The sequence below is a fragment of the Thermoflexibacter ruber genome, assembly GCF_900113045.1.
GTDB classification, from domain to species: Bacteria; Bacteroidota; Bacteroidia; order Cytophagales; family Thermoflexibacteraceae; genus Thermoflexibacter; species Thermoflexibacter ruber.
This window is the reverse complement of record NZ_FONY01000001.1, coordinates 49,500-69,464: the sequence shown is the minus strand read 5'-3', so window position 1 is coordinate 69,464 and position 19,965 is coordinate 49,500. Positions and strand designations below refer to the sequence as shown.

19 protein-coding genes and 1 tRNA gene are annotated in these 19,965 nt (G+C 37.6%); 8 read left to right on the top strand and 12 right to left on the bottom strand.

Annotation, left to right across the window (positions count from 1 at the left end):
• The first annotated feature begins 15 nt into the window (after window positions 1-15).
• The gene (gene prmA / locus BM141_RS00270) at window positions 16-852 is read left to right on the top strand and encodes a 50S ribosomal protein L11 methyltransferase (protein WP_091538210.1); all 837 of its coding nucleotides are present in this window, start codon (window positions 16-18) and stop codon (window positions 850-852) included.
• Here the strand turns inward: prmA and BM141_RS00265 are convergent.
• Both BM141_RS00265 and BM141_RS00260 read right to left on the bottom strand, forming a co-directional pair.
• The gene (locus tag BM141_RS00265) at window positions 849-1,559 is read right to left on the bottom strand and encodes a 2-phosphosulfolactate phosphatase (protein WP_091538519.1); all 711 of its coding nucleotides are present in this window, start codon (window positions 1,557-1,559) and stop codon (window positions 849-851) included. The two genes, prmA and BM141_RS00265, sit on opposite strands and share 4 nt — an antisense overlap.
• A 115-nt stretch (window positions 1,560-1,674) precedes the next feature.
• Entirely contained in the window at window positions 1,675-2,244 is a 570-nt protein-coding gene (locus BM141_RS00260; protein WP_091538515.1) for a ClpP family protease, read from the bottom strand.
• A 244-nt stretch (window positions 2,245-2,488) separates the two neighbouring features.
• Between BM141_RS00260 and BM141_RS00255 the strand changes: the two genes are divergently transcribed.
• Window positions 2,489-3,685 carry an MFS transporter gene (locus BM141_RS00255; RefSeq protein ID WP_091538209.1) on the top strand — a complete coding sequence of 399 codons (1,197 nt, stop codon included), beginning with the start codon at window positions 2,489-2,491 and terminating at the stop codon, window positions 3,683-3,685.
• A 104-nt stretch (window positions 3,686-3,789) separates the two neighbouring features.
• On the opposite strand, the gene rffA is transcribed toward BM141_RS00255, so the two are convergent.
• From rffA to BM141_RS00225, 6 genes are all read right to left on the bottom strand, one after another.
• On the bottom strand, window positions 3,790-4,923 hold the full coding sequence (rffA, locus tag BM141_RS00250) for a dTDP-4-amino-4,6-dideoxygalactose transaminase (RefSeq protein WP_091538207.1): 1,134 nt from the start codon (window positions 4,921-4,923) through the stop codon (window positions 3,790-3,792).
• Between the two features lie 12 nt (window positions 4,924-4,935).
• On the bottom strand, window positions 4,936-6,117 hold the full coding sequence (locus tag BM141_RS00245) for a tetratricopeptide repeat protein (protein WP_091538205.1): 1,182 nt from the start codon (window positions 6,115-6,117) through the stop codon (window positions 4,936-4,938).
• A gap of 97 nt (window positions 6,118-6,214) precedes the next feature.
• Complete coding sequence (locus BM141_RS00240) at window positions 6,215-6,970, bottom strand: EI24 domain-containing protein (RefSeq protein WP_091538203.1); 756 nt, start codon at window positions 6,968-6,970, stop codon at window positions 6,215-6,217.
• Window positions 6,967-7,521, bottom strand: coding sequence for a DUF2179 domain-containing protein (locus tag BM141_RS00235; protein ID WP_091538201.1), 555 nt, complete (start codon window positions 7,519-7,521; stop codon window positions 6,967-6,969). The genes BM141_RS00240 and BM141_RS00235 overlap by 4 nt, the downstream gene beginning before the upstream one ends.
• Window positions 7,522-7,525: 4 nt before the next feature.
• Window positions 7,526-8,446 (bottom strand): TIGR01777 family oxidoreductase, encoded by a 921-nt coding sequence (locus BM141_RS00230; RefSeq protein WP_091538199.1) that lies wholly within the window; start codon window positions 8,444-8,446, stop codon window positions 7,526-7,528.
• A 95-nt stretch (window positions 8,447-8,541) separates the two neighbouring features.
• On the bottom strand, window positions 8,542-9,198 hold the full coding sequence (locus BM141_RS00225; RefSeq protein ID WP_091538197.1) for a lysoplasmalogenase: 657 nt from the start codon (window positions 9,196-9,198) through the stop codon (window positions 8,542-8,544).
• A 120-nt stretch (window positions 9,199-9,318) separates the two neighbouring features.
• On the opposite strand from BM141_RS00225, the gene BM141_RS00220 reads away from it, so the two are divergent.
• The gene (locus BM141_RS00220) at window positions 9,319-10,059 is read left to right on the top strand and encodes a phosphorylase family protein (protein ID WP_091538195.1); all 741 of its coding nucleotides are present in this window, start codon (window positions 9,319-9,321) and stop codon (window positions 10,057-10,059) included.
• 333 nt (window positions 10,060-10,392) lie between these two features.
• Window positions 10,393-10,851 (top strand): hypothetical protein, encoded by a 459-nt coding sequence (locus BM141_RS00215; RefSeq protein ID WP_091538192.1) that lies wholly within the window; start codon window positions 10,393-10,395, stop codon window positions 10,849-10,851.
• A gap of 98 nt (window positions 10,852-10,949) precedes the next feature.
• Here the strand turns inward: BM141_RS00215 and BM141_RS00210 are convergent.
• The 3 genes from BM141_RS00210 to BM141_RS00200 form a co-directional block, all read right to left on the bottom strand.
• Window positions 10,950-11,021, bottom strand: a tRNA-Glu gene (locus BM141_RS00210).
• Between the two features lie 138 nt (window positions 11,022-11,159).
• Window positions 11,160-13,094 (bottom strand): tetratricopeptide repeat protein, encoded by a 1,935-nt coding sequence (locus BM141_RS00205; protein WP_091538190.1) that lies wholly within the window; start codon window positions 13,092-13,094, stop codon window positions 11,160-11,162.
• Between the two features lie 136 nt (window positions 13,095-13,230).
• Window positions 13,231-13,761, bottom strand: a complete 531-nt coding sequence (locus BM141_RS00200) for a tetratricopeptide repeat protein (RefSeq protein WP_091538188.1) — start codon at window positions 13,759-13,761, stop codon at window positions 13,231-13,233.
• Between the two features lie 181 nt (window positions 13,762-13,942).
• On the opposite strand from BM141_RS00200, the gene rnr reads away from it, so the two are divergent.
• Window positions 13,943-16,144, top strand: a complete 2,202-nt coding sequence (gene rnr, locus BM141_RS00195) for a ribonuclease R (protein ID WP_091538187.1) — start codon at window positions 13,943-13,945, stop codon at window positions 16,142-16,144.
• Here rnr and BM141_RS22485 read toward each other — a convergent pair.
• Window positions 16,141-16,386: a hypothetical protein gene (locus BM141_RS22485; protein ID WP_143090726.1), complete on the bottom strand. Its 246-nt coding sequence runs from the start codon at window positions 16,384-16,386 to the stop codon at window positions 16,141-16,143. The two genes, rnr and BM141_RS22485, sit on opposite strands and share 4 nt — an antisense overlap.
• 368 nt (window positions 16,387-16,754) lie before the next feature.
• Here BM141_RS22485 and panB point away from each other — a divergent pair, with 368 nt between their 5' ends.
• From panB to BM141_RS00180, 3 genes are all read left to right on the top strand, one after another.
• Window positions 16,755-17,576 carry a 3-methyl-2-oxobutanoate hydroxymethyltransferase gene (gene panB, locus BM141_RS00190; protein WP_091538185.1) on the top strand — a complete coding sequence of 274 codons (822 nt, stop codon included), beginning with the start codon at window positions 16,755-16,757 and terminating at the stop codon, window positions 17,574-17,576.
• A 100-nt stretch (window positions 17,577-17,676) separates the two neighbouring features.
• Window positions 17,677-18,360 (top strand): (d)CMP kinase, encoded by a 684-nt coding sequence (gene cmk / locus BM141_RS00185; protein ID WP_091538184.1) that lies wholly within the window; start codon window positions 17,677-17,679, stop codon window positions 18,358-18,360.
• Window positions 18,361-18,441: 81 nt separating this feature from the next.
• A complete protein-coding gene (locus tag BM141_RS00180; RefSeq protein WP_091538182.1) occupies window positions 18,442-19,560 on the top strand; it encodes a vWA domain-containing protein in 1,119 nt (372 codons plus the stop codon).
• Window positions 19,561-19,965: the final 405 nt, after the last annotated feature.

The following is a 19,965-nucleotide window of genomic DNA, read 5'->3' as shown; positions in this document are numbered from 1 at the left end:
GCACAAAGAAAAGTCATGTTTTTTATCCTACTCAAAGTTTTTATTGATAGAGATTTTGCAGATCTGCTCCAATTTGAATTAGCAGAAATTGGCTTTGATAGCTTTTGGGAAGAAAGCGAGGGTGTTTTTTTTACGTCCATAGAAGAAGAAAAATTTGACCAAGAAGCCACACAGGTTATTTTAGAAAAATATAAGCAACTCACTAAATTAGAATACCAGCTTGAGCGAGAACCTAAGCAAAACTGGAATAAGACTTGGGAAGAGAACTACGAGCCTGTTTTTATTGGAGAAAATTGTGTTATTAGAGCAGATTTTCATGCTTTAGATAAAAACTTTGAGTACGATATTATTATCAATCCTAAAATGTCTTTTGGCACAGGTCATCACGAAACGACTGCTTTGTGTGTGGAACAGCTGATGAACTTGGACTTAGAAGGGAAAAAAGTAGCTGACATCGGCTGTGGGACGGGTATTCTCTCCATTATGGCTTTAAAAAAAGGAGCAAAAGAAGTCATTGCTTGTGATGTAGAGGACTGGGCAGTAGCCAATGCAAAGGAAAACATACAAGTCAATGGATTCTCTTTGAGTAAGTTTTACGTCTTTCATGGTACTGCTGCTCAGATTCAGACTTGTGATTTTGATGTAGTATTAGCTAACATCAATTTGAATATTCTGCTTGCTGAAATGCCGATTTACAGCCAACTTTTGCTCAAAGGAGGGCTACTCCTTTTGAGTGGGTTTTATGAGCATGAAATCCCCCAAATAGTAACAGAAGGGGGAAAACTTGGCTTAAATTTGCAAAAACACTTAGTAAAAAATAACTGGACGGCACTATTGATGAAAAAATATTAGCCTTCCCAAAGTACAATTTCCTGCCCTTTCAGTACGGGGATTACCTCAAATTTGTCTTTTTGGATACAAAATTCTACATCTTTTCCTCCTTCTAAGTGGCTCAGGCGTTTGTAGTGAGAGGATTGGAGTAAGTAACTGTACATATCATTTTGAGCTACTTCATAAAGTGTTTGGGCCGCCAGTACGCTGTCATCTTCGCTGTGGAAGTCATTTTCAAGTTCTTTTGCCAAGGCACCTGCAAAAAGCGTATCTTCTATGCAAAACTTGCCCTTCCAGCCTGCACAAACGATTAGTACATCGTTATTTTGCTTTTTTAAATAATTAGCTAAAAAAGAAAGGTTTAAGAACGCACCGATAAGTATTTGCTCTGCTCCTTTGGAAAGCACTAAGGCTTGCGTGCCGTTGGTGGTAGTCATAGCAACTTTCTTCTCTCTGACTGCCTCACTCATGTACTCAAAAGGTGAATTTCCTAAGTCAAATCCTTCTACTCTGTGTCCATTGCGTTCTCCCGCTCCTATGAAACCCTGCTCCATTAGGTTAGTACACTCTTCCAAACTTGCGACAGGGGTAATGCTTTTTACACCACTTGCCAGACCCGCTACCATACAAGAAGTAGCTCTGAGTATATCTACTATTACCACTATTTTTTCTTCCAATTTGTATAAATTCAGTAGATTAGGGGAAAGGCAAATATCAACTTTTTTCATGAATACTGATAAAGTTTTAAATATGCGATTTTGAATATAGTGAAAACAAATAACGTTCATAAGACCACAGACTTACAAACGTTATTAGGGTACAGAGTCGAGAAATTAGATTGACCTAAAACTTTGTTAAAATGCCATCCACAATGCCATAAGCAACAGATTCTTCTGCATTCATCCAATAATCGCGATTCATGTCTTTCATCACTCGCTCATAGGGTTGGTTACAGTTTTCAGATAAGATTTTTGCACCTAATTCTTTGATTTTCAATATTTCTTTGGTTGCAATTTCTATATCTGAAGTTGTCCCTTGCGCTCCTCCGCTTGGTTGGTGAATCATTACTCGGGCGTAAGGATAAACAAAACGCTTGCCTTTTGCACCTGCGGAGAGCAAAATAGACCCCATAGAGGCGGCTAAACCCATGCAAACCGTAGAAACAGGGGAGGTAATGGCTTTCATAGAATCGTGAATGGCAAAACCTGAAGTAACCATGCCACCAGGGCTATTGATATAGAGGGTAATTTCTTCTCCGGGCTTCTCGAGTTCTAAGTAGAAAAGTCGGTCTATGACGTGTTTCGCCGAGTTATCATCTACTACGCCCCAAAGAAAGATTTTGCGTTGCTCAAGCAGCTTTTTTTCAATACTGGGAAAACTACCTATTTTTTCAACGAGATTTTCTAATTCCATGTGTTTTTGAATAAAATTAAAGTTTAGATTCTTTGACTTCCCAATGCCTTTCACAAATCTTGCACCTCCCTACTTTTCTATGACAAATTGGCAGAAGATAAAGAAAGTAAATTTTTAAAAATTATTTTGCCAAATGCTCAAATATTTTGAAAAAATTGTTGAATTTTATTTTGCAATCGTTTTAGATTTGAGAAATTTTATTTTGAAAATTACTTACATACTAAACTTAAAATGAAATAAAAATATGGAAATGAATGTGAACGCTAATCGTTTATTTTTAGCAAGTAGAATTGCACTCATCGTTACAGCCATGTCTTTTGCTATTCGTGGAGGGCTATTGGGAGATGCCGATTTCAGAGCTGAGTTTAATCTTTCAGAAGCCGAGTATGGTCTTGCCTTTGCTCCTGCTTTTTGGGGATTCACTTTGGCTATGATTTTTGGAGGACCACTTTGCGACATTTTGGGCATGGGTAGGTTATTGTGGTTTGCCTTTGCAGGACACGTATTGGGAATTATCCTTACTATTTTTTCTGCACCTTTAGGAGGTTTCTATCCGCTATTTATTTCTACCTTGTTGGTAGGGGTAGGAAATGGTTTAGTAGAAGCCGCTTGCAACCCCTTAGTAGCTACTCTTTATCCTGACAAGAAAGTGGAAAAACTAAACGCCTTTCACGTATGGTTTCCCGGAGGCATTGTAATCGGTAGTATTGTAGTAGCTCTGTTCAGAGAAATAGGCTTAGGTTGGAAAATACACATGCTCACTATGCTGATTCCTGCGGCTATCTATGCGTACTTATTTTGGAAACAAAAATTCCCTGAAACTGAACGCGTAGCTATGGGCGTATCTACAGGCGATATGTTCAAAGAGTGTGTGAAGCCTTTATTTATTTTCATGGTACTCTGTATGTTTTTAACTGCTGCTACAGAATTAGGCACCAATCAATGGATAGATGCCTTGCTTCAGGGTGCAGGGGTTTCAGGTATTTTAGTATTGGCATTTATCAATGGTATCATGGCTATAGGCAGAACTTTTGCAGGGCAAGTGGTACATAGGCTTTCTACTACGGGTATGTTGCTTTTCTCTGCTATTTTCTCTGCGATAGGACTTTTCTGGCTGAGCAGCGCAAGTGGCATGACGGCTTTTGTGGCAGCAGGTATTTTTGCAGTAGGTATTTGCTTTTTCTGGCCTACTATGCTGGGCTTTGTTTCAGAGTATATGCCTAAGACAGGTGCGCTTGGCTTGGCAATTATGGGTGGGGCTGGTATGTTTTCTGTTTCAATCGTATTGCCTATCATGGGTTCTGTCTTTGGAGAAATGGGGGGACAAACTGCCATGCGTTATACTTCTTTTCTACCTATGATTCTTATAGTGGCTTTTGGTGCTTTGCACGCTGTATATCGCAAGAAAGCTCCTGAGAGTTTAGCATCTGCAAGTCATTGATTAGGTGATAAGTCCAAGTTTATCCATTAGAAACTTAGCAATTAGATAAATACAGCAATTCAGTAAAAGAAGTTCTACCTTGCTTTAACAGGTAGAACTTCTTTTTATTTCTTCTTAAAAAAATCTATAACACACTGGACAACTTTTTCTAACTGACTATCCTTCATCTCATAGAATAAAGGCAGACGTACTAAGCAATCAGAAAACCTATCCGCATTGGGAAGTTCTCGCAAGCCATGTTTAGAAACATAAAAAGGACTTTTATGCAAAGAAATGTAGTGAAAAACTAAGTTTACATCCTGTTGTTTACAAAACTGAATGAGTTGGTTTCTCTGCTCTATATCCTTGCATACCAAATAAAAGATATGTGCATTATTGGTCGCATAATCAGGAATATAAGGTAAATCCACTTGGCAATTTTCTTTGAGTTCTTGAAAGTGAGAAAAATAGGTTTGCCAAATGTGTTTTCTTTTGTTTTGAATGTCCTCCAAGTTTTCTAACTGAGCGTACAAAAAAGCGGCAATAATGTCCGAAGGAAGAAAAGACGAACCTAAGTCCACCCAGTTGTATTTGTCCACTTCGCCGCGAAAGAAAGCTGAGCGATTTGTTCCTTTTTCTCGGATTATTTCAGCTCTTTTTATGAATTGGGGGGCATTGATAGTCAGCATGCCTCCCTCGCCAGCAATCAAATTTTTGGTTTCGTGAAAAGAGAACGCCCCAAAATGTCCAATGCTACCCAAAGGTTTATTTTGATAAAAAGAATCTATGGCTTGGGCGGCATCTTCGATGACATACAAATTATATTTTTGGGCTAATTCATTGATTTTGTTCATTTCACAAGCCACCCCTGCATAGTGTACGACTACGATAGCTTTAGTCTTAGGCGTAATGAGAGCCTCGAGAGCGTCTGCGTCAATATTGGGGTGAGAGGCAAGACTGTCAGCAAATATGATTTTTGCTCCTCTCAGTACAAAGGCATTTGCTGTGGATACAAAAGTAAAAGAGGGCATGATGACCTCATCATTGGGCTGAATGTCTATGAGTAGTGCCGCCATTTCCAGTGCATCTGTGCAAGAGGTAGTAAGTAGGCATTTGGAGAATCCATATTTTTGCTCGAAAAATTGATGACATTTCTTGGTAAATAGCCCGTCGCCCGAGATTTTCAAAGAATTAACAGACTCTATGATGTATTCTATTTCCTTGCCAGAAAGGTAAGGCTTATTAAACGGAATGTGCATAAAAACAGGGAATCAACTATTTTTTTTGTTTTTTTTCAGATATTCTTTAGCTTCCTTATGCAAGATATGATTTTTGTCGGTATGCTCTTTAATTTTTTCATAATATTGCTTTGCCAAAGAGATATTTTTTTCTTTATCAGCATAGTGAGCCAGCTCCGCCATTGCATAGTGATAGTAGCCTGCATCAAAAGATTTAGTTTTCTCTGTAAATTGTACGGTTCTTTGGTAGTAATGCTTTGCTTTTTCCTTATCACCTTTGATGCGGTAGATGTGTCCCAAGAAAAAGGCAGCATAGCGACCACTAATCTCCTCGTAGCCTACTCTATTTGAGTCAATTTTACTGATAATATCTAAGGAAACAGGTTCTAACTCGTGCATTTCACCATTTTGGTACAACATTCTGGCATAGTAGCGATGGAAGTAGGCATTGTCAGGGAAAGTTTTATATAGATATTTAGACATTTCAAATGCCTTATGACTCATCTCTTCGTCAGGATAAATACGCATCAAAAAGTATTGGGCTTCCGTTTTGGTGTAAAAAGCATCACTGGCAACTTTTTCTAACTGTTGCAATCCTTTTTTTCTATCTCCTTTCCTAAAAAACCATAACACGGGTTTTAAAAACTTATAATTCTGAGGTATCCATTCTGCAAAGTAGTTGTAAAGGGCATCGCCAAACAGAAACTCAATGCTTAGTTCGCTTTTATCTATGGCTTTTTCCATGTATTTAATGGCATTTTTTCCTGCAAAAGTAGCTTTTGTCCACTGCTTTCTTTCAGAAAAAAGCCTTCCTTTGAATCCATAAGCGGCAGCAAGGAAAAAAGCGGCTTCGGGGTTTTTATTATTTTTTTCGTATAAAGCCTCAGCTTTGGCGATAGAGGAGTCCATATAAGCTAAAAACTTAGCATCGTATTTTTCATTGTCTATGTTAGGTACTATCTTCCACCAGTTGCTCAAACCCATAAGGAAGTAGGGAAGCGGATGTTCTGGGTACTTACGTCTGAGCCAGCCAAATTGGCTTTCTGCGCGACTGAATTTAAAATTGTATAAGTCATTTACGCCTGCCGTACATTCTATCTGAATAGCCATATTGGTCAATAACATATCTACACTGTCCATTTCAGGCAATCGCTGAGCGTGTAAGTCATTGAAAGTGAGTATAAGAAGGAGATACAGAAAAATATTTTTTCTCATAACTTGTATTGGCTCTAAAAAATGCAGGTTCAAATTTATCTTAACAAAACGGATTTTAGAAATAAATCGTTTGGCAAAAGTATTTTCTTAACGATTTTTAATGTTCTATTTTCTCTATCCCTATGCCTGCGGCTACCGCACTCAGGGCAGGAGCGAAAAGCACACCTACCACAGGAATAAGAATGAGTAAGTTGAAAACCAATCCATTAGCGATGGCAAAACCTCTGTGCTTCCTTACGATGAGAATACTTTGGCGAAAGGGAATCTTTTTGTACTCGTTGCGGTAGTCTATCATAGAAAAGCCTATATAATAGCTTTCTATTAGTAAAATCAGTACTATGGTAAAAGGGGACAGGAAAGGAACAACAAGACTCAAAAACATGAGAATAGAGGTAAAAAGTAGTTCCCAAACCAAATTTCGTAAGCTAATCAACACTCCTCTGAGTACATCTTTGAGTAGCTGAGGAAGGTCAAAAGGGGCTTCTTGTTGGTGTAAAATGTCTTGCACTTTATTGGCTATCAAGCCCAGAAAAGGAGAAAGCAAGATAAGCATGAGGTAGCGATAAAGTTTGAGGTAGGCAAGTCCTGCAAATAACCAAACTAAGGTATTGACTATCCATTGGGCTATTTTGTACCAAAAACCTTCCAGAGAGGTCTTGTTGAGCAGACGGTCTAAGTAAGTCATCAGTTCTTCTATATAAAAGTAAGCCACAAAGGCTAATCCAATGAAAATCAAGACACTGAAAATAGCAGGAAGCAAAAAATAAGTTCTTAGCTTATGTTTTTTGATAAAGTCAATCGCTGAGGAATAAGTCGAGATACCCAGCCAAAATTCTCTGAAGAACTGCCTCATATCAAATTTTTTAAATCTCGTACATAGCGAACATTCTCGATTGTGTAAAAAGCGTTGGGGTGGTGTTTGTCTATCAAAGCAACAAACTCAGGCAAATCTTGGCGTTTCAGGACAGAAAAAATTACGTTTACATCTCCATATTTGCCCTCTGCTTTGATATTGGTAAAGCCAAACTTAGACACAGTCAGCATTTTAACTAACTCTACGGCTTCGTTTTTAGTAATAATTCTTACAATTACCTTGCCCAATGCCAATTTGTTTTCAATATACATTCCTACAAAAGTTCCTGTAGCAAAACCGCCCGCATAGCCAAAATATGTTAGCACATTGCCTAAATTTTTCATAATTTGCCCTATCATCAGTATCCAAATCATGGCTTCAAAAAAACCCAAAAGCGGGGCAATTTTCCGTCTGCCGCCAGCTACAAACATTACGCGAAGAGTAGAGAGAGAAACATCGGTTACTCTGGCACAGAAAATAACAATAGGTAGGACAAGCCAATAATAAAGTGAAGGCTCAATGCCGAAATAACCAATAAATAAATCTTCCATAATTTTATGCCAATAAGTCTGTAATAGCTTCTTCTATCTTAGTAAATTTGAATTGATAACCTGCTTTTTCTATTTTTTCAGAGGAAACCCGATTCCCTCCTAAGACGATTCCCGCCATTTCGCCAAGTGCAAGTTTTAGTGCAAAAGCGGGTACATTGAGAGGCAAAATAGGTCGGTTTAGAACCTTCCCGATAGTTTTGGTTAGCACTTCATTGGTAACGGGGTTAGGAGCTACTCCATTATAGATGCCGCTCATCTGACTATCTTCTAAGGCTTTCACAAATATCTCACACAAATCATCAATGTGAATCCAAGAAATGTACTGTAAGCCACTGCCCAGTGCTGCCCCTGTGTAAAAGCGAACTGGTTGTGCCATTTTCTCTAATGCTCCTCCTTTTTGGCTCAGTACTACCCCTATGCGTATAGCAACGGTACGGACTTTTTGCGTTTTAAAAATAGTGCTTTCCCATGCCTTTACTACCTCTGCCAAAAAGTCTTTGGCTTGGCTTTCTATATTTTCGTACTGCCAAGCGTTGCCCGTGTCTAGTCCATAGTAACCTATGGCACTTGCACTTACAAATGCCTGAACTTGATTAGGAGCGTTGTTGATTTTATCTATTAAAAGTTGGGTGGACAGCGTTCTACTTTCCAAGATTTCCTTTTTGCGGAGTGGTGTCCATTTCTCATCAGCTACACCCGCCCCCGCCAAGTGAATGATATAATCTGCTTGTTGTATAGCTTCTTGCTCTATCTCATTTTTCTTAATATTCCACTCATAAAGTTTGATTTGGGGGGAATGGAGATGAGTAGCATTTTTCTTATTGCGGGTCAAATAACTTATGGAATAGCCTTTATCAAGTAATATTTCACTTAGCCTCTGTCCCACTAAACCTGTCCCCCCTGTAATGAGTACGTTTTTAGCCATGAGTGATATAATTTGAGTGTTTTATGAAAGACGATAGACTGCTTTATTTTCTAACAAAGTTACTAATCTTTTTAAAATTAGCTAAGTAATCTATCTCAATTTTGCTTACTTCCTTCTGCGATGAGGTATTGGGCTACCATGTAGGTCAGCATTACCCATAAGCCATTGTAGGGAATTTGTAACATGAACTTGTTGAGTGCGATTAGACTATCGGAAAGCACAAAAAATAACGCTCCTCTAAAAATTAGCTTGAAACTCAGAAGAGAAACATTATTCTTTCTGTTCAGAGCAAAAATTGCCATAGCGGTAATGACTATGGTATATAGGAGTACAGGAATGGTAAAGCCTTGTAAATTAGGGTAAAGGAAATAAAAAAAGCCTATTCCGTACAAAAAAAGTGGTACAAATAAAAGAGGCTTTTCTTGGAAAAAGGGCTTTTGAATATGAGTATTGAACGCAATTATATAAAAGATATGTGCGACCAAAAAGAAGGCTAAACCTAATAAAAATAACTGACTGTTGAATTTTTCAAGCATCAGGGCAATATCTCCCAGCCAAGAAAATACAAATCCTATGATGATAAATTTAATAAACTTACTTAGTCTTCCCTGCACAGAAAAATAAAGGTATAGAGCTAAGCAGGGCATTATCAAAGGCTTAAAAATATAGTCCAACAAAGGAGAAGAGAACCACCTCCCAGCTATCTGTCCGATAAAAATAATGATAAAAGCTATTTTAAAAATCTTTTGCATAGTCAAAAATAAGTGAAAGTTTTTGCAGTTTACACAATTTATCTATATTTGAAAAACTATTTTTTTTACTTTTCAAATCCAATCCCTCTTTGTTGTCTTGACTTTTTATTATCCCAAACTATGACAAAACCTATTGAAAAAGTAGCTATCATCATGGCGATGAAGCAAGAGGCAAAGCCTTTGATAGAAGAATATAATTTTTACAAACTGCCTAAAATTTTTGATGAGGAGCTACCTATGGAAGCCTATCACATCGACAAAGAAGGCATAGACATTACCATTATCTTAAATGGCACGGATAGAGATTTCCAGTTGGATTGTGTAGCTACCCAACCTGCTACTTTGTCTGCATTTTTAGCAGTACAACATTTCCGACCAGACCTAATTATCAATGCGGGGACGGCAGGAGGCTTTGCTCAAAGAGGGAGCGAAATAGGAGATGTGTATGTAAGCCATAAATATATTCGCTACCACGACCGACGTATTCCTCTGCCGGGGTTTGATAAATATGGCATGGGCAACTATCCTTGCCTAAATGCTTCCCGCTTAGCCCAAAAATTAGGAATGAAGTTAGCCAATGTTTCTACGGGCAACTCTTTAGACATTACCCCCACGGACTTAGCCATCATCAACGTAGAAACTCCCGTAGTCAAAGAGATGGAAGCCGCCGCTATTGCTTGGGTGGCTCACTTATATCGGATTCCTTTCATAGCCGTTAAGTCCATTACCGACTTGATTGATAACGAGCAAGCAGTTGAGCAAGAGTTCATTAAGAACTTGGCGATTGCCTCTAATAACCTCAAAAAGAAAATGATGGGTGTTATTGATTATTTAGTAGGGAAGTCTATAGAAGAACTATAGTAAAAAAAAATTTGATATTGGTAGAGGATTTTCTACTGAATTTTGAATAACTATTGTTTTAACTAATTGATAATTAGTTATTTGATAACGTATTTTCTATTATCCTATCAGCATTAATACTCCTGAATTTCTCTCCTCAGCTTTAACTACTAATAGCATAAAAGCATACAGATAATTAGCAATCAAGTACTTATATTTTTAAATATTTGTATTTCATTCTATAACTTTCCTGATATTCCCTACTAATTCCCTAATCATGGCTGACATGGTTGCGTTTATTCTCTTGTAAATCAATCTAAAATTATTAAAACAATTCACTAAAATTATTTTATTATGAAAGCTAAATATTTGTTTGTTTGCGTACTTGTGTTATCGCTTATAAGTGCTTCTTATGTTGAGGCGAATGTGTTACCGCCAAGATTAAAAATGTCAAGAGCCAAAGTTCAATATTGGAACAGTAGCTTAGAAAAATGGAGTGGTTGGCCTACTGAATGGAGTCTTTTTCAAGAAGGCAATGAGCCTGTTTTTAGAATAACCGCCCTTGGCAATAGTAATCCTCGTTTTTGGGTGGAATCATGGATTAATGGTAGATATAGAGAGTTTACTGTGAGATACACTGATTATGATGCCCAGAATGATTGGTTCAAATACACGGTGGAAGATGGAAGTGGAGATCAGATATGTGTAGTAGGTTCTACCCTGTCATATCTTTCTCAAAACGGATGGCCTTCTAACAAAGTACAAATCTATATGTGGATTTACTCAGCAAGTTTTGCGATTGTATTAGAATAAGTGAGATTAGCTGATATGCGGACTATTTTAAAACAAAAAGTATTAGCACTAAAAGAGATGCTAATACTTTTTTGATTGCTTAATAAGCCTTATTTTCGTACACCGTACGGGAATCGAACCCGTGTTTCATCCGTGAAAGGGATGCGTCCTAACCCCTAGACGAACGGTGCGTTTTGTTTTTGGTGGTGCAAAGGTAGTAGGTTTTTCTATAACTACCAAATTTGAAAAGAATTTTTTGTAAATTTTATTTGTAAAAGTAACTTAAAAAAGAAATGAATTTACAACAAAGATTAGTAAAATATTGATTATTAGACTTTTACTCCAATAACTGTAACATCATCTATTTGAGAGTAGTCGCCTATCCAATCTCTGAAAGTAGCCTGCACGAGTATTTCCTGTTCCTTCATTGGGCGTTGGTGAATACTGAAAAGTAGTTCTTTCAAGTTTTTAGTAAGAAACTTTTTATTTTCGCTACCTCCAAACTGGTCAGGGAAGCCGTCAGAAAAAATATAAAATGTAGTAGGAATGGAAATATCAATCGTATGTTTGACAAAAATTTTTACCTCTTCTCGGTCTATGTCGCCTACTGTGCTTTTATTTCCTTTGATAAAATACAGTTGATTATTCTGTATGTATAACAGGGGAGATTTTGCCCCAGCAAATTCTAATACTTTGTTTTTCAGGTCTATTACACAGAGGGCTGCGTCCATGCTATCTCTGTTTTGTGTTTGCTTTTGTTGGAGTACTTCATTTACCCCTGCATTCATGGCTGAGAGAATCACCTCTGGCATAGTTACGCCCATGTTCAGCACGATTTGATTGAGCAAATTATTGCCTATCAAAGACATGAATGCTCCCGGCACCCCATGCCCTGTGCAATCCACTGCTGCTAAAACTATTTTCTTTTCTACCTCAGCAAACCAATAAAAATCCCCACTTACTATATCTCTGGGTTTGAAAAAAATAAAATGCTCTGGTAAATATTTGGCTATTCGCTCCGAAGAGGGCAGGTAAGCATCTTGGATTCTTTTTGCGTAGTTAATGCTTGCTGTAATGTCCTCATTGCGTTTTTCTATGATTTTATTTTGGTTGTTGAGAATTTGATTTACATTTTTGCGATGTCGGTTAATTCTATACAAAGCAAACACAAGAAATAAAAACAACAGTAGCCCGCCTATTAGTATATTCAAAATTAGATTTTGTATTTGTTTGTCTTTGTTGAGTAAGTCTATTTCTGCTTGCTTTCGTTGGGTTTCATAGTTTTTTTGTAAGTTATTGATTCTAATAAAACTTTCCTGATTAAAGAGAGAGTCCTTCATCTCCATCAGTATGCTTTGGTAATAATAGGCTTTTTTGTAGTTTTCTTTTTTAGCATAAATTTCTGCCAATACTTGACTGGCTCTTTTGATACTTTCACGTGTATCCAATTTTTGCCCTAATTCAAGGCTTTGTTCTGCATACTCTATCGCTTTGTCATCGTCCCCTTGTTTGAAATACAATCTGCTTAAGTCTGCTTGCGTACCTGCAATGCTTTTCAGGTCATTGATTTCTGAACCTATTTCCAAAGATTGGGTCAAGTATTTGATAGCCTGTGGATAATCATTCATCAATTCATACAAGTTACCTAAGCGATTGGTAGTGGACTCTATAGCGGACTTATCTTTTAGGCTTATTCGTACCTCTAAGGATTTTTCATAGGCTTTGAGGGCTTCTTGGTACAAACCCTGCTCCTGATATACCTCGCCTAAGCGAATGTATCCATAACCGATTCCTCTCTGGTCTTTGATATTTTCAAAGGATTGAATGGCTTTGTTTATGTAAAGAACAGCCTGCTCATAATTTTTTTGGTATTTGAAAATATCCCCCAGATTGAGGTTAGAATACGAAATTTGCTGTGTGATGTTGTACTGCTCAGCTACTTGTAAAGCCTTGAAGTAAAAGTCAGTAGCCTTAGAATAATTACCGATATTGCGCTGTACTACTCCGAGCATGTTGTAAGCCTCTGCCAAGCCTCTGTGGTACTTAATTGACTGAGCAAGTGCTATAGATTGCTCTCCATAGGCAACCGCTTGAGAGAGGTCTGAGTTTCTGTAATTCCATGCTAATTGGTTCAAAACAAGTACTTTGCTGGTATCTTTTGCAGACTTGAGTAAGTCGGATAAGCTATCTATCACCGCTTTATTCTGAGGCTTTGCTGATAGATGACATAAAAGCAATAAAATGATGATAACGAACCTTTGCATTAGGTTTATGGTACTAAAATGATTATTGTTTGGCTTAAAGACTTTTCAAGGGTAAACTAAATTATAGTCCTTTTTTTACTTTGGACAAATTTGATGAAAATAATAAGATTTTAGCATAACAATAGAAAATTCTTTTTTATTCTCCAGCCCGACCTCCATGATAAGGAGGCTCTAACATTCTTTTTTTCTGATTAGCACGTTCTATAGAGTCTTGATAAGTTTTGATATTAGCATTGTCCGTAGAGCTAAAAATAGCTTTCTTGTAATACTCTACAGCTAAGTCAAACTTTTCCATAAGTTCGTACATAATTCCGTATTCATTATAAATACTTGGTTTGTAAGCTCCCGGCACGCGCAAGGCTTTATCCAATAAAGGTTCTAATTCAGAAAATCTGCTTTGATTCGAGAGCAGATAAGCATAGTTCAAATAGACAGGAGTGTATTCAGGGGCATATTGCAGTGCTTTTTTGTAGCACTCCTCTGCGTCTTCGTAACTTCTGTACTTAGTTTCGTATATCCAGCCTAAGTGGTTATATGCCCTTCCATATTCAGGATTCTCCTCAATAATCTCTTCCAAAGTCTTGACCGCTTGTGTAATTTGATTGTCTTTTATCATTTGGTCGGCTTGGAAAAACATGTCATCGTATTTACTTACATCGTGCCGCATAAGTTTTTTCAAAGTATGGTAGTAATAATCTCAGTAATTTAATTATTTTCTTTCAAAAATATAAATTTTAAACAAAGTAGCCTAAGTTTCTGTATAATTTTTAGTAGGTTATGAAAGAGTTGAAACTTTCTACTGCTTGCTTTTGTTACCAAACATAATTGTACACTATTTTTATATTTTTATGTCTAAAAACGAAAAAAACAACACAACCAAACCTAAACGCAAACGAGTAAGAAAAAGAAAAAAGAAAAGCTCAGAATTTGTTGAATTTCAAACAGATAAAGTCAAAGATGTATTGCTTTCCCTTTTGCACTCCTCTCCTCAAAAACAACTTTCTCTCAAACAGATTCACAAAAAGTTACAAGCCAAGCATATAAAAATCAAGGAATTAATAGAGTTTTTGTTAGAAGAACTGACCAAAAAAGGAAGTATCAGCAGGGTCAATAACAACTATCAGATTAGATTAGATAGCGAAGATGTATTAGAAGGGGTAGTAGATTATGTAAGCAGAGATTTTGCATACATCATGGTAGAGGGGCAGGAAAGAGATATTTGGGTGGGTAGCAAACACCTGAACACAGCTTTGGACGGAGATACGGTCAAGGTAATCGTTCATAAGTTCAAGAAAAGTAATAGACCTGAAGGCGAAGTAGTAGAAATACTTAAACGAGCAAGAACAGAGTTTGTGGGCAGGGTAGAACTTTCTGCGCGTTTTGCTTTTGTTGTGCCAGACCACAAGAAGATGTTTTATGATATTTTTATCAATCTGCAAGACACCAAAGGAGCGAAGCACGGTGACAAAGTCATTGCTCAAATCACAGAGTGGGACGAGAAGGGCAAAAATCCTATTGGAAAAATTACCAAAATCTTAGGCAAAGCAGGCGAGCATGAAACTGAAATGCACTCTATTATGGCGGAGTATGGCTTGCCTTTGGATTTCCCGCAAAGCATTGTGAAAATGGCAAATAAAATCAGCGAGGAAATCCCATCCGAGGAGATTCATAAAAGGCGTGATTTTAGGAAAATCCCTACGTTTACTATAGACCCCTTTGATGCTAAAGATTTTGATGATGCCCTGTCCATTAGACAGTTAGAAAATGGGAATTGGGAGGTAGGGGTGCATATTGCTGATGTTACACACTACGTAAAACCTGATACAATTTTAGATAGGGAAGCCTTAGAGCGCGGAACTTCGGTGTATCTGGTAGATAGAGTAGTACCCATGTTGCCTGAAAAACTTTCTAATCACATCTGTTCACTTAGACCTCATGAGGACAAACTGACTTTCTCTGCGGTTTTTGAGCTAACCCCACAAGGCAAATTGGTCGAGGAGTGGTTTGGGAAAACAATTATCAACTCCCAACGCCGTTTTACCTACGAAGAAGCCCAAGAGGTCATAGAAACAGGGAAGGGAGATTTTGCAGTAGAGATACAGACTTTGAATAAGTTAGCCCTTATTTTGCAGAAAAACCGCTATAGAAGTGGAGCCATTTCCTTTGAAACAGTAGAGGTGAAATTCAAATTAGATGAGAAGGGCAGACCTTTGGAGGTTGTTCCCAAAGTTCGCAAAGAAGCCCACAAGTTGATTGAGGAGTTTATGCTTTTGGCAAACAAACGTGTGGCAGAGTTTGTATATAAGCTACGCAAAGGGAAAATCAAAAATACTATGGTTTTCCGAACTCACGATGCCCCTGATGCAGAAAAATTAGAAAATTTGAAAGTTTTTGCCAAGCAGTTTGGGTATCACTTAGAAACAGAAGGCAAAAATATAGCTAAGTCGCTCAATCAGATGGCAATAGCTTCTGAGGGTAAAGTAGAGCAAAACGTATTGCAAAGCTTGGCTATTCGCACTATGGCAAAGGCAAAATATACAACAGAACCTCTGCCTCATTACGGGCTTGCTTTTAAACACTATACACATTTTACCTCGCCTATTCGTCGTTATCCTGACATATTGGTACATAGATTATTGGAACATTATTTAGCAGGAGGAGAACCCGTAAACCAAATAGAATTAGAACAAAAATGCAAGCATAGCTCAGATAGAGAAAAAAAAGCGGCAGATGCCGAGAGAGCCTCTATCAAATACAAGCAAGTGGAACTAATGCAAATTATTGCTTCTCAAAGCCACCCTTTGCAGGTTTTTGAAGGTATTATCTCTGGAGTTACAGAATGGGGAATTTATGTAGAAATTACAGAAACCAAATGCGAGGGTATGGTCAGGTTAGCTGATATACAGGGAGATTATTACGAATATGATGAGAAAAGCTACTCGGTGATTGGTTCGCGTTACAAAAAAGTATATCGCTTAGGGGACAAAGTAAAAGTCCGCATCAAAGCCACCGATTTAGAAAAAAGAGTCATAGACTTGCTTTTAGCCTAAATATACTCCCAGTTTCTCTGCAACAGCCTGACTTGCAAAAGGAATAGTACACCAATGCCACTTACAACAAGTGTGAACTTATAGCCAATGCTCAAAATAAATTCTTCTAAAGCAGAGAGCAAGGTGAGAGGATAGTAAGGGCTATCTTGCAAGAACATAAAGCACAACAGTATAGTAACTACCAATAACAACGCTCCTGTTAAAAGCGTACTCCCCAGAAATATAAATGTGGATATTCTCATTTAGATTATGTGAGTTTATCATTAATGAATGTGAATGTGAAAGTATAAGAAAGGGGTGTATCGTGTTAGTTTAAACGTATATTGAAAATACTTATTATACCGCTCAAATAGTTTTAGCACTGTATAGGAGAATGATTTGATGAAAAATTGAAAAGAAATAGGAAAAAATCTTATATTATTATACATCTTTGCTTAGTTAATAGCTGATACTTAAACAACACATACAAGAATATTAGCTTATTCCTTGTTTCTTAGGCTGTTACTTGATAAACCCTGCTTAGCAACAAATAACTAAAAATAAAAAATTACATAAGTAAGTAATTCACATTTTATTCGAGATTTAAACAACCAATCTATTTTGCTTAAATATGTCAGTTCACCAAGGTCCCAATATAAAGAAAGTTACCACACACCAGCTTCAAGAAATGAAATTGCGTGGAGAAAAAATAGCCATGCTTACTGCTTATGACTACTCCATGGCGCGCATAGTCGACTCGGCAGGTATAGATGTGATTTTGGTCGGTGATTCTGCCTCCAATGTCATGGCGGGAAATGAAACTACTTTGCCCATGAGTTTGGAGCAGATGATTTACCATGCCTCCTCTGTCATCAAAGCCGTCAGTCGTGCTTTTGTAGTGGTTGATTTGCCCTTTGGCACTTATCAAGGCAACTCTAAAAGAGCCTTACAGTCTGCCATACGTATCATGAAAGAAGCAGGAGCGCATTCCGTAAAAATGGAAGGAGGGGCAGAAATTAAAGACTCAGTAGAAAGAGTATTGAGTGCGGGTATTCCTGTCATGGGACATTTAGGACTTACGCCACAGTCTATTTTTAAGTTTGGTACATACTCTGTGCGTGCCAAAGAAGAAGCTGAAGCCCAAAAATTATTAGAAGATGCCCTACTTTTGCAAAAATTGGGGTGCTTTGGTATCGTCTTAGAGAAAATTCCTGCTAATTTGGCAGAAAAAGTTTCTAAGCAACTGACTATCCCTACTATCGGCATAGGGGCAGGGGCTGGTACAGACGGACAAGTATTGGTATTACATGATATGCTCGGCATTAACCAAGAGTTTAAACCCAGATTTTTACGGCGTTATGCTGATTTGCATACGGTAATGAGTGAAGCCATAAGCAATTATGTCAAAGACGTAAAAGCCCAAGATTTCCCTAATGAAAGTGAGTCCTATTGAGATTAGATATTTACCTTACCTGAAATATCTCCTAAATTTACTCATTTGTCCTTGTGCTTTAGGGCAAAGTAAAATAAATTTGCTTAGTAAAAATAAATAAATGAAAAAGATTATCATAGCAATAGACGGTTACTCCGCTTGTGGAAAAAGCTCTACAGCAAAGGCAGTAGCCTCTATTTTAGGATATAGCTACATAGATACAGGGGCAATGTACCGTGCTGTAACCCTTTACTTTTTGCAAAATTTTGTAAGTTTGACCAATCCCAATGAAATAGAAAATGCCCTCAAAGAAATAGAAATCGAGTTTCGCCACAATCCTAAAACACAAAAATCGGATACTTACCTGAACGGCATCAATGTAGAGCAAGAGATTCGCCAAATGACAGTTTCTGACAAAGTAAGCGAAGTCAGTGCTATCTCCCAAGTGCGAAGGTTTTTAGTAGCCCAACAGCAAAAAATGGGCAAAAAAAAGGGAATAGTCATGGACGGTCGGGACATTGGGACGGTGGTCTTTCCCGAAGCAGAACTCAAAATCTTCATGACCGCAGAGATGACAGTACGAGCCAAACGCCGCCAAGACGAGTTATTAGAAAAAGGAGAATTAGTTGATTTAGAAGAAATAATAGAGAATTTGAAAAAAAGAGATTTGATAGACACCTCTCGCCAAGATAGCCCACTTCGACAAGCGGAAGATGCCCAACTCATAGATACTACGGCTATTACTTTTGAGGAACAGGTAAAGCAAATTGTAGCAATGAGTAAGCAAAAATTAGCAGAAGAATGAAGAATAAGGAATTTAGTCTAAAACTTTATTGTTGTATCAATAGTTTTCTAAAAAATATGACAAAATGTAAATAAAAAAATTATGCTTGGCTACCGATTTTCTGATTACGAACCGCCCAAAAGCAATGCACAAGCTACTTTTGATAGCTTGATGAAAATTTTTATGCAGTTGCTCAATATGACCTCTGGCGATGCAGCAGAAGCAATGCGCATACTTACTGAACTTGACCGCCGCTACGGTCTGACCAACGAGCAGTACGGAATCGGTGATTTTTATGAAGACCTAAAAGAAAAAGGCTACATAGAGGAAAATTCGGAGCGTGGCGAGATTCAGATTACCCCAAAAACAGAGCAAACGATACGCAAAAGTGCTTTGGAGGAGATTTTTGGTAAGCTAAAAAGAGGCAAGCAAGGCAAGCACAATACAACCAACTCAGGCGTGGGCGATGAGCCTAATGCTGACATGAGGGCTTATAGATTTGGCGATGACCTCGACCAAATTTCTATGACTGAGTCTATCAAAAACGCACAGATTAATCATGGCGTAAGCGATTTTATGCTTACAGAAGAAGACTTGCAAATCATGGAGAAAGACTACAAAACACAAACTTCTACTGTTTTAATGATTGATATTTCTCACTCTATGATTCTCTATGGAGAAGACCGCATTACCCCCGCCAAGAAGGTAGCCATGGCATTGGCTGAACTCATCACTACTCGCTACAAAAAAGATACCTTAGACATCATAGTATTTGGGAATGATGCTTGGCAAATAGAAATCAAAGACTTGCCTTATTTGCAAGTAGGACCTTACCATACCAATACAGTAGCAGGTCTGGAGTTGGCTATGGACTTGCTCAGACGCAGGAAAAATGCCAATAAGCAAATTTTTATGATTACAGACGGTAAACCTACCTGCCTCAAAGAAGGATTGCGGTACTATAAGAATAGTTTTGGCTTAGACAGTAAGATACTCAATAAAACCCTCAACTTAGCCGCACAGTGCAAGCGGATAAAAATCCCTATCACTACTTTTATGATTGCCTCTGACCCTTATCTCCAACAATTTGTCAGAGAGTTTACCCAAGTCAATGGAGGCAATGCTTATTTCAGTTCTTTGGAGGGCTTAGGCAGCTTAGTTTTTGAGGATTATCGCCAAAGCAAAAGACGATTTAAGACTTTCAAGTATTTTAGAGGGTAGGTACACCAACTTTCCAACTTAGCCTAAATTATTTTATAAAATTTATTAAAAAAGCTAATTTTTGTTATAACTTTATCTTGCTTTAATGCAATATTATATATATCTTGCATGTCTAAATATATGACAAAACTTACTTTTATCAATATTTTTGCCTATGAGGAAAATTTTACATTGCATAAAAAATAGTCCCACGCATTTTTATTTATGCTCTGTTTTATTCTAAACACTCTACCTCACAGAATGTTTTGCTTTCTTGTATCAAAAATTTTGCATAGCGTAAGCAAGTCTTTATTTAGGAAATACTTACATCAAGCATAGCTTCAGTTATTTGTAATCAAAGAACAATCCTTTGCGATTAGGTTATCGAACTCGAGGCTAACACAACGATTTGCATATCAACTGAAA

Bases quoted from the DNA above. Each gene is read 5' to 3' on its own strand.
- BM141_RS00240 (WP_091538203.1), bottom strand. From the start codon at position 6,970: ATGAGGCAGTTCTTCAGAGAATTTTGGCTGGGTATCTCGACTTATTCC.
- BM141_RS00205 (WP_091538190.1), bottom strand. From the start codon at position 13,094: ATGCAAAGGTTCGTTATCATCATTTTATTGCTTTTATGTCATCTATCA.
- BM141_RS00220 (WP_091538195.1), top strand. From the start codon at position 9,319: ATGACAAAACCTATTGAAAAAGTAGCTATCATCATGGCGATGAAGCAA.
- BM141_RS00245 (WP_091538205.1), bottom strand. From the start codon at position 6,117: ATGAGAAAAAATATTTTTCTGTATCTCCTTCTTATACTCACTTTCAAT.
- BM141_RS00235 (WP_091538201.1), bottom strand. From the start codon at position 7,521: ATGGAAGATTTATTTATTGGTTATTTCGGCATTGAGCCTTCACTTTAT.
- BM141_RS00255 (WP_091538209.1), top strand. From the start codon at position 2,489: ATGGAAATGAATGTGAACGCTAATCGTTTATTTTTAGCAAGTAGAATT.
- BM141_RS00200 (WP_091538188.1), bottom strand. From the start codon at position 13,761: ATGCGGCACGATGTAAGTAAATACGATGACATGTTTTTCCAAGCCGAC.
- rffA (WP_091538207.1), bottom strand. From the start codon at position 4,923: ATGCACATTCCGTTTAATAAGCCTTACCTTTCTGGCAAGGAAATAGAA.
- BM141_RS00265 (WP_091538519.1), bottom strand. From the start codon at position 1,559: ATGAAAAAAGTTGATATTTGCCTTTCCCCTAATCTACTGAATTTATAC.
- BM141_RS00225 (WP_091538197.1), bottom strand. From the start codon at position 9,198: ATGCAAAAGATTTTTAAAATAGCTTTTATCATTATTTTTATCGGACAG.
- BM141_RS00180 (WP_091538182.1), top strand. From the start codon at position 18,442: ATGCTTGGCTACCGATTTTCTGATTACGAACCGCCCAAAAGCAATGCA.
- BM141_RS22485 (WP_143090726.1), bottom strand. From the start codon at position 16,386: ATGAGAATATCCACATTTATATTTCTGGGGAGTACGCTTTTAACAGGA.
- panB (WP_091538185.1), top strand. From the start codon at position 16,755: ATGTCAGTTCACCAAGGTCCCAATATAAAGAAAGTTACCACACACCAG.
- rnr (WP_091538187.1), top strand. From the start codon at position 13,943: ATGTCTAAAAACGAAAAAAACAACACAACCAAACCTAAACGCAAACGA.
- BM141_RS00260 (WP_091538515.1), bottom strand. From the start codon at position 2,244: ATGGAATTAGAAAATCTCGTTGAAAAAATAGGTAGTTTTCCCAGTATT.
- BM141_RS00230 (WP_091538199.1), bottom strand. From the start codon at position 8,446: ATGGCTAAAAACGTACTCATTACAGGGGGGACAGGTTTAGTGGGACAG.
- prmA (WP_091538210.1), top strand. From the start codon at position 16: ATGTTTTTTATCCTACTCAAAGTTTTTATTGATAGAGATTTTGCAGAT.
- BM141_RS00215 (WP_091538192.1), top strand. From the start codon at position 10,393: ATGAAAGCTAAATATTTGTTTGTTTGCGTACTTGTGTTATCGCTTATA.
- cmk (WP_091538184.1), top strand. From the start codon at position 17,677: ATGAAAAAGATTATCATAGCAATAGACGGTTACTCCGCTTGTGGAAAA.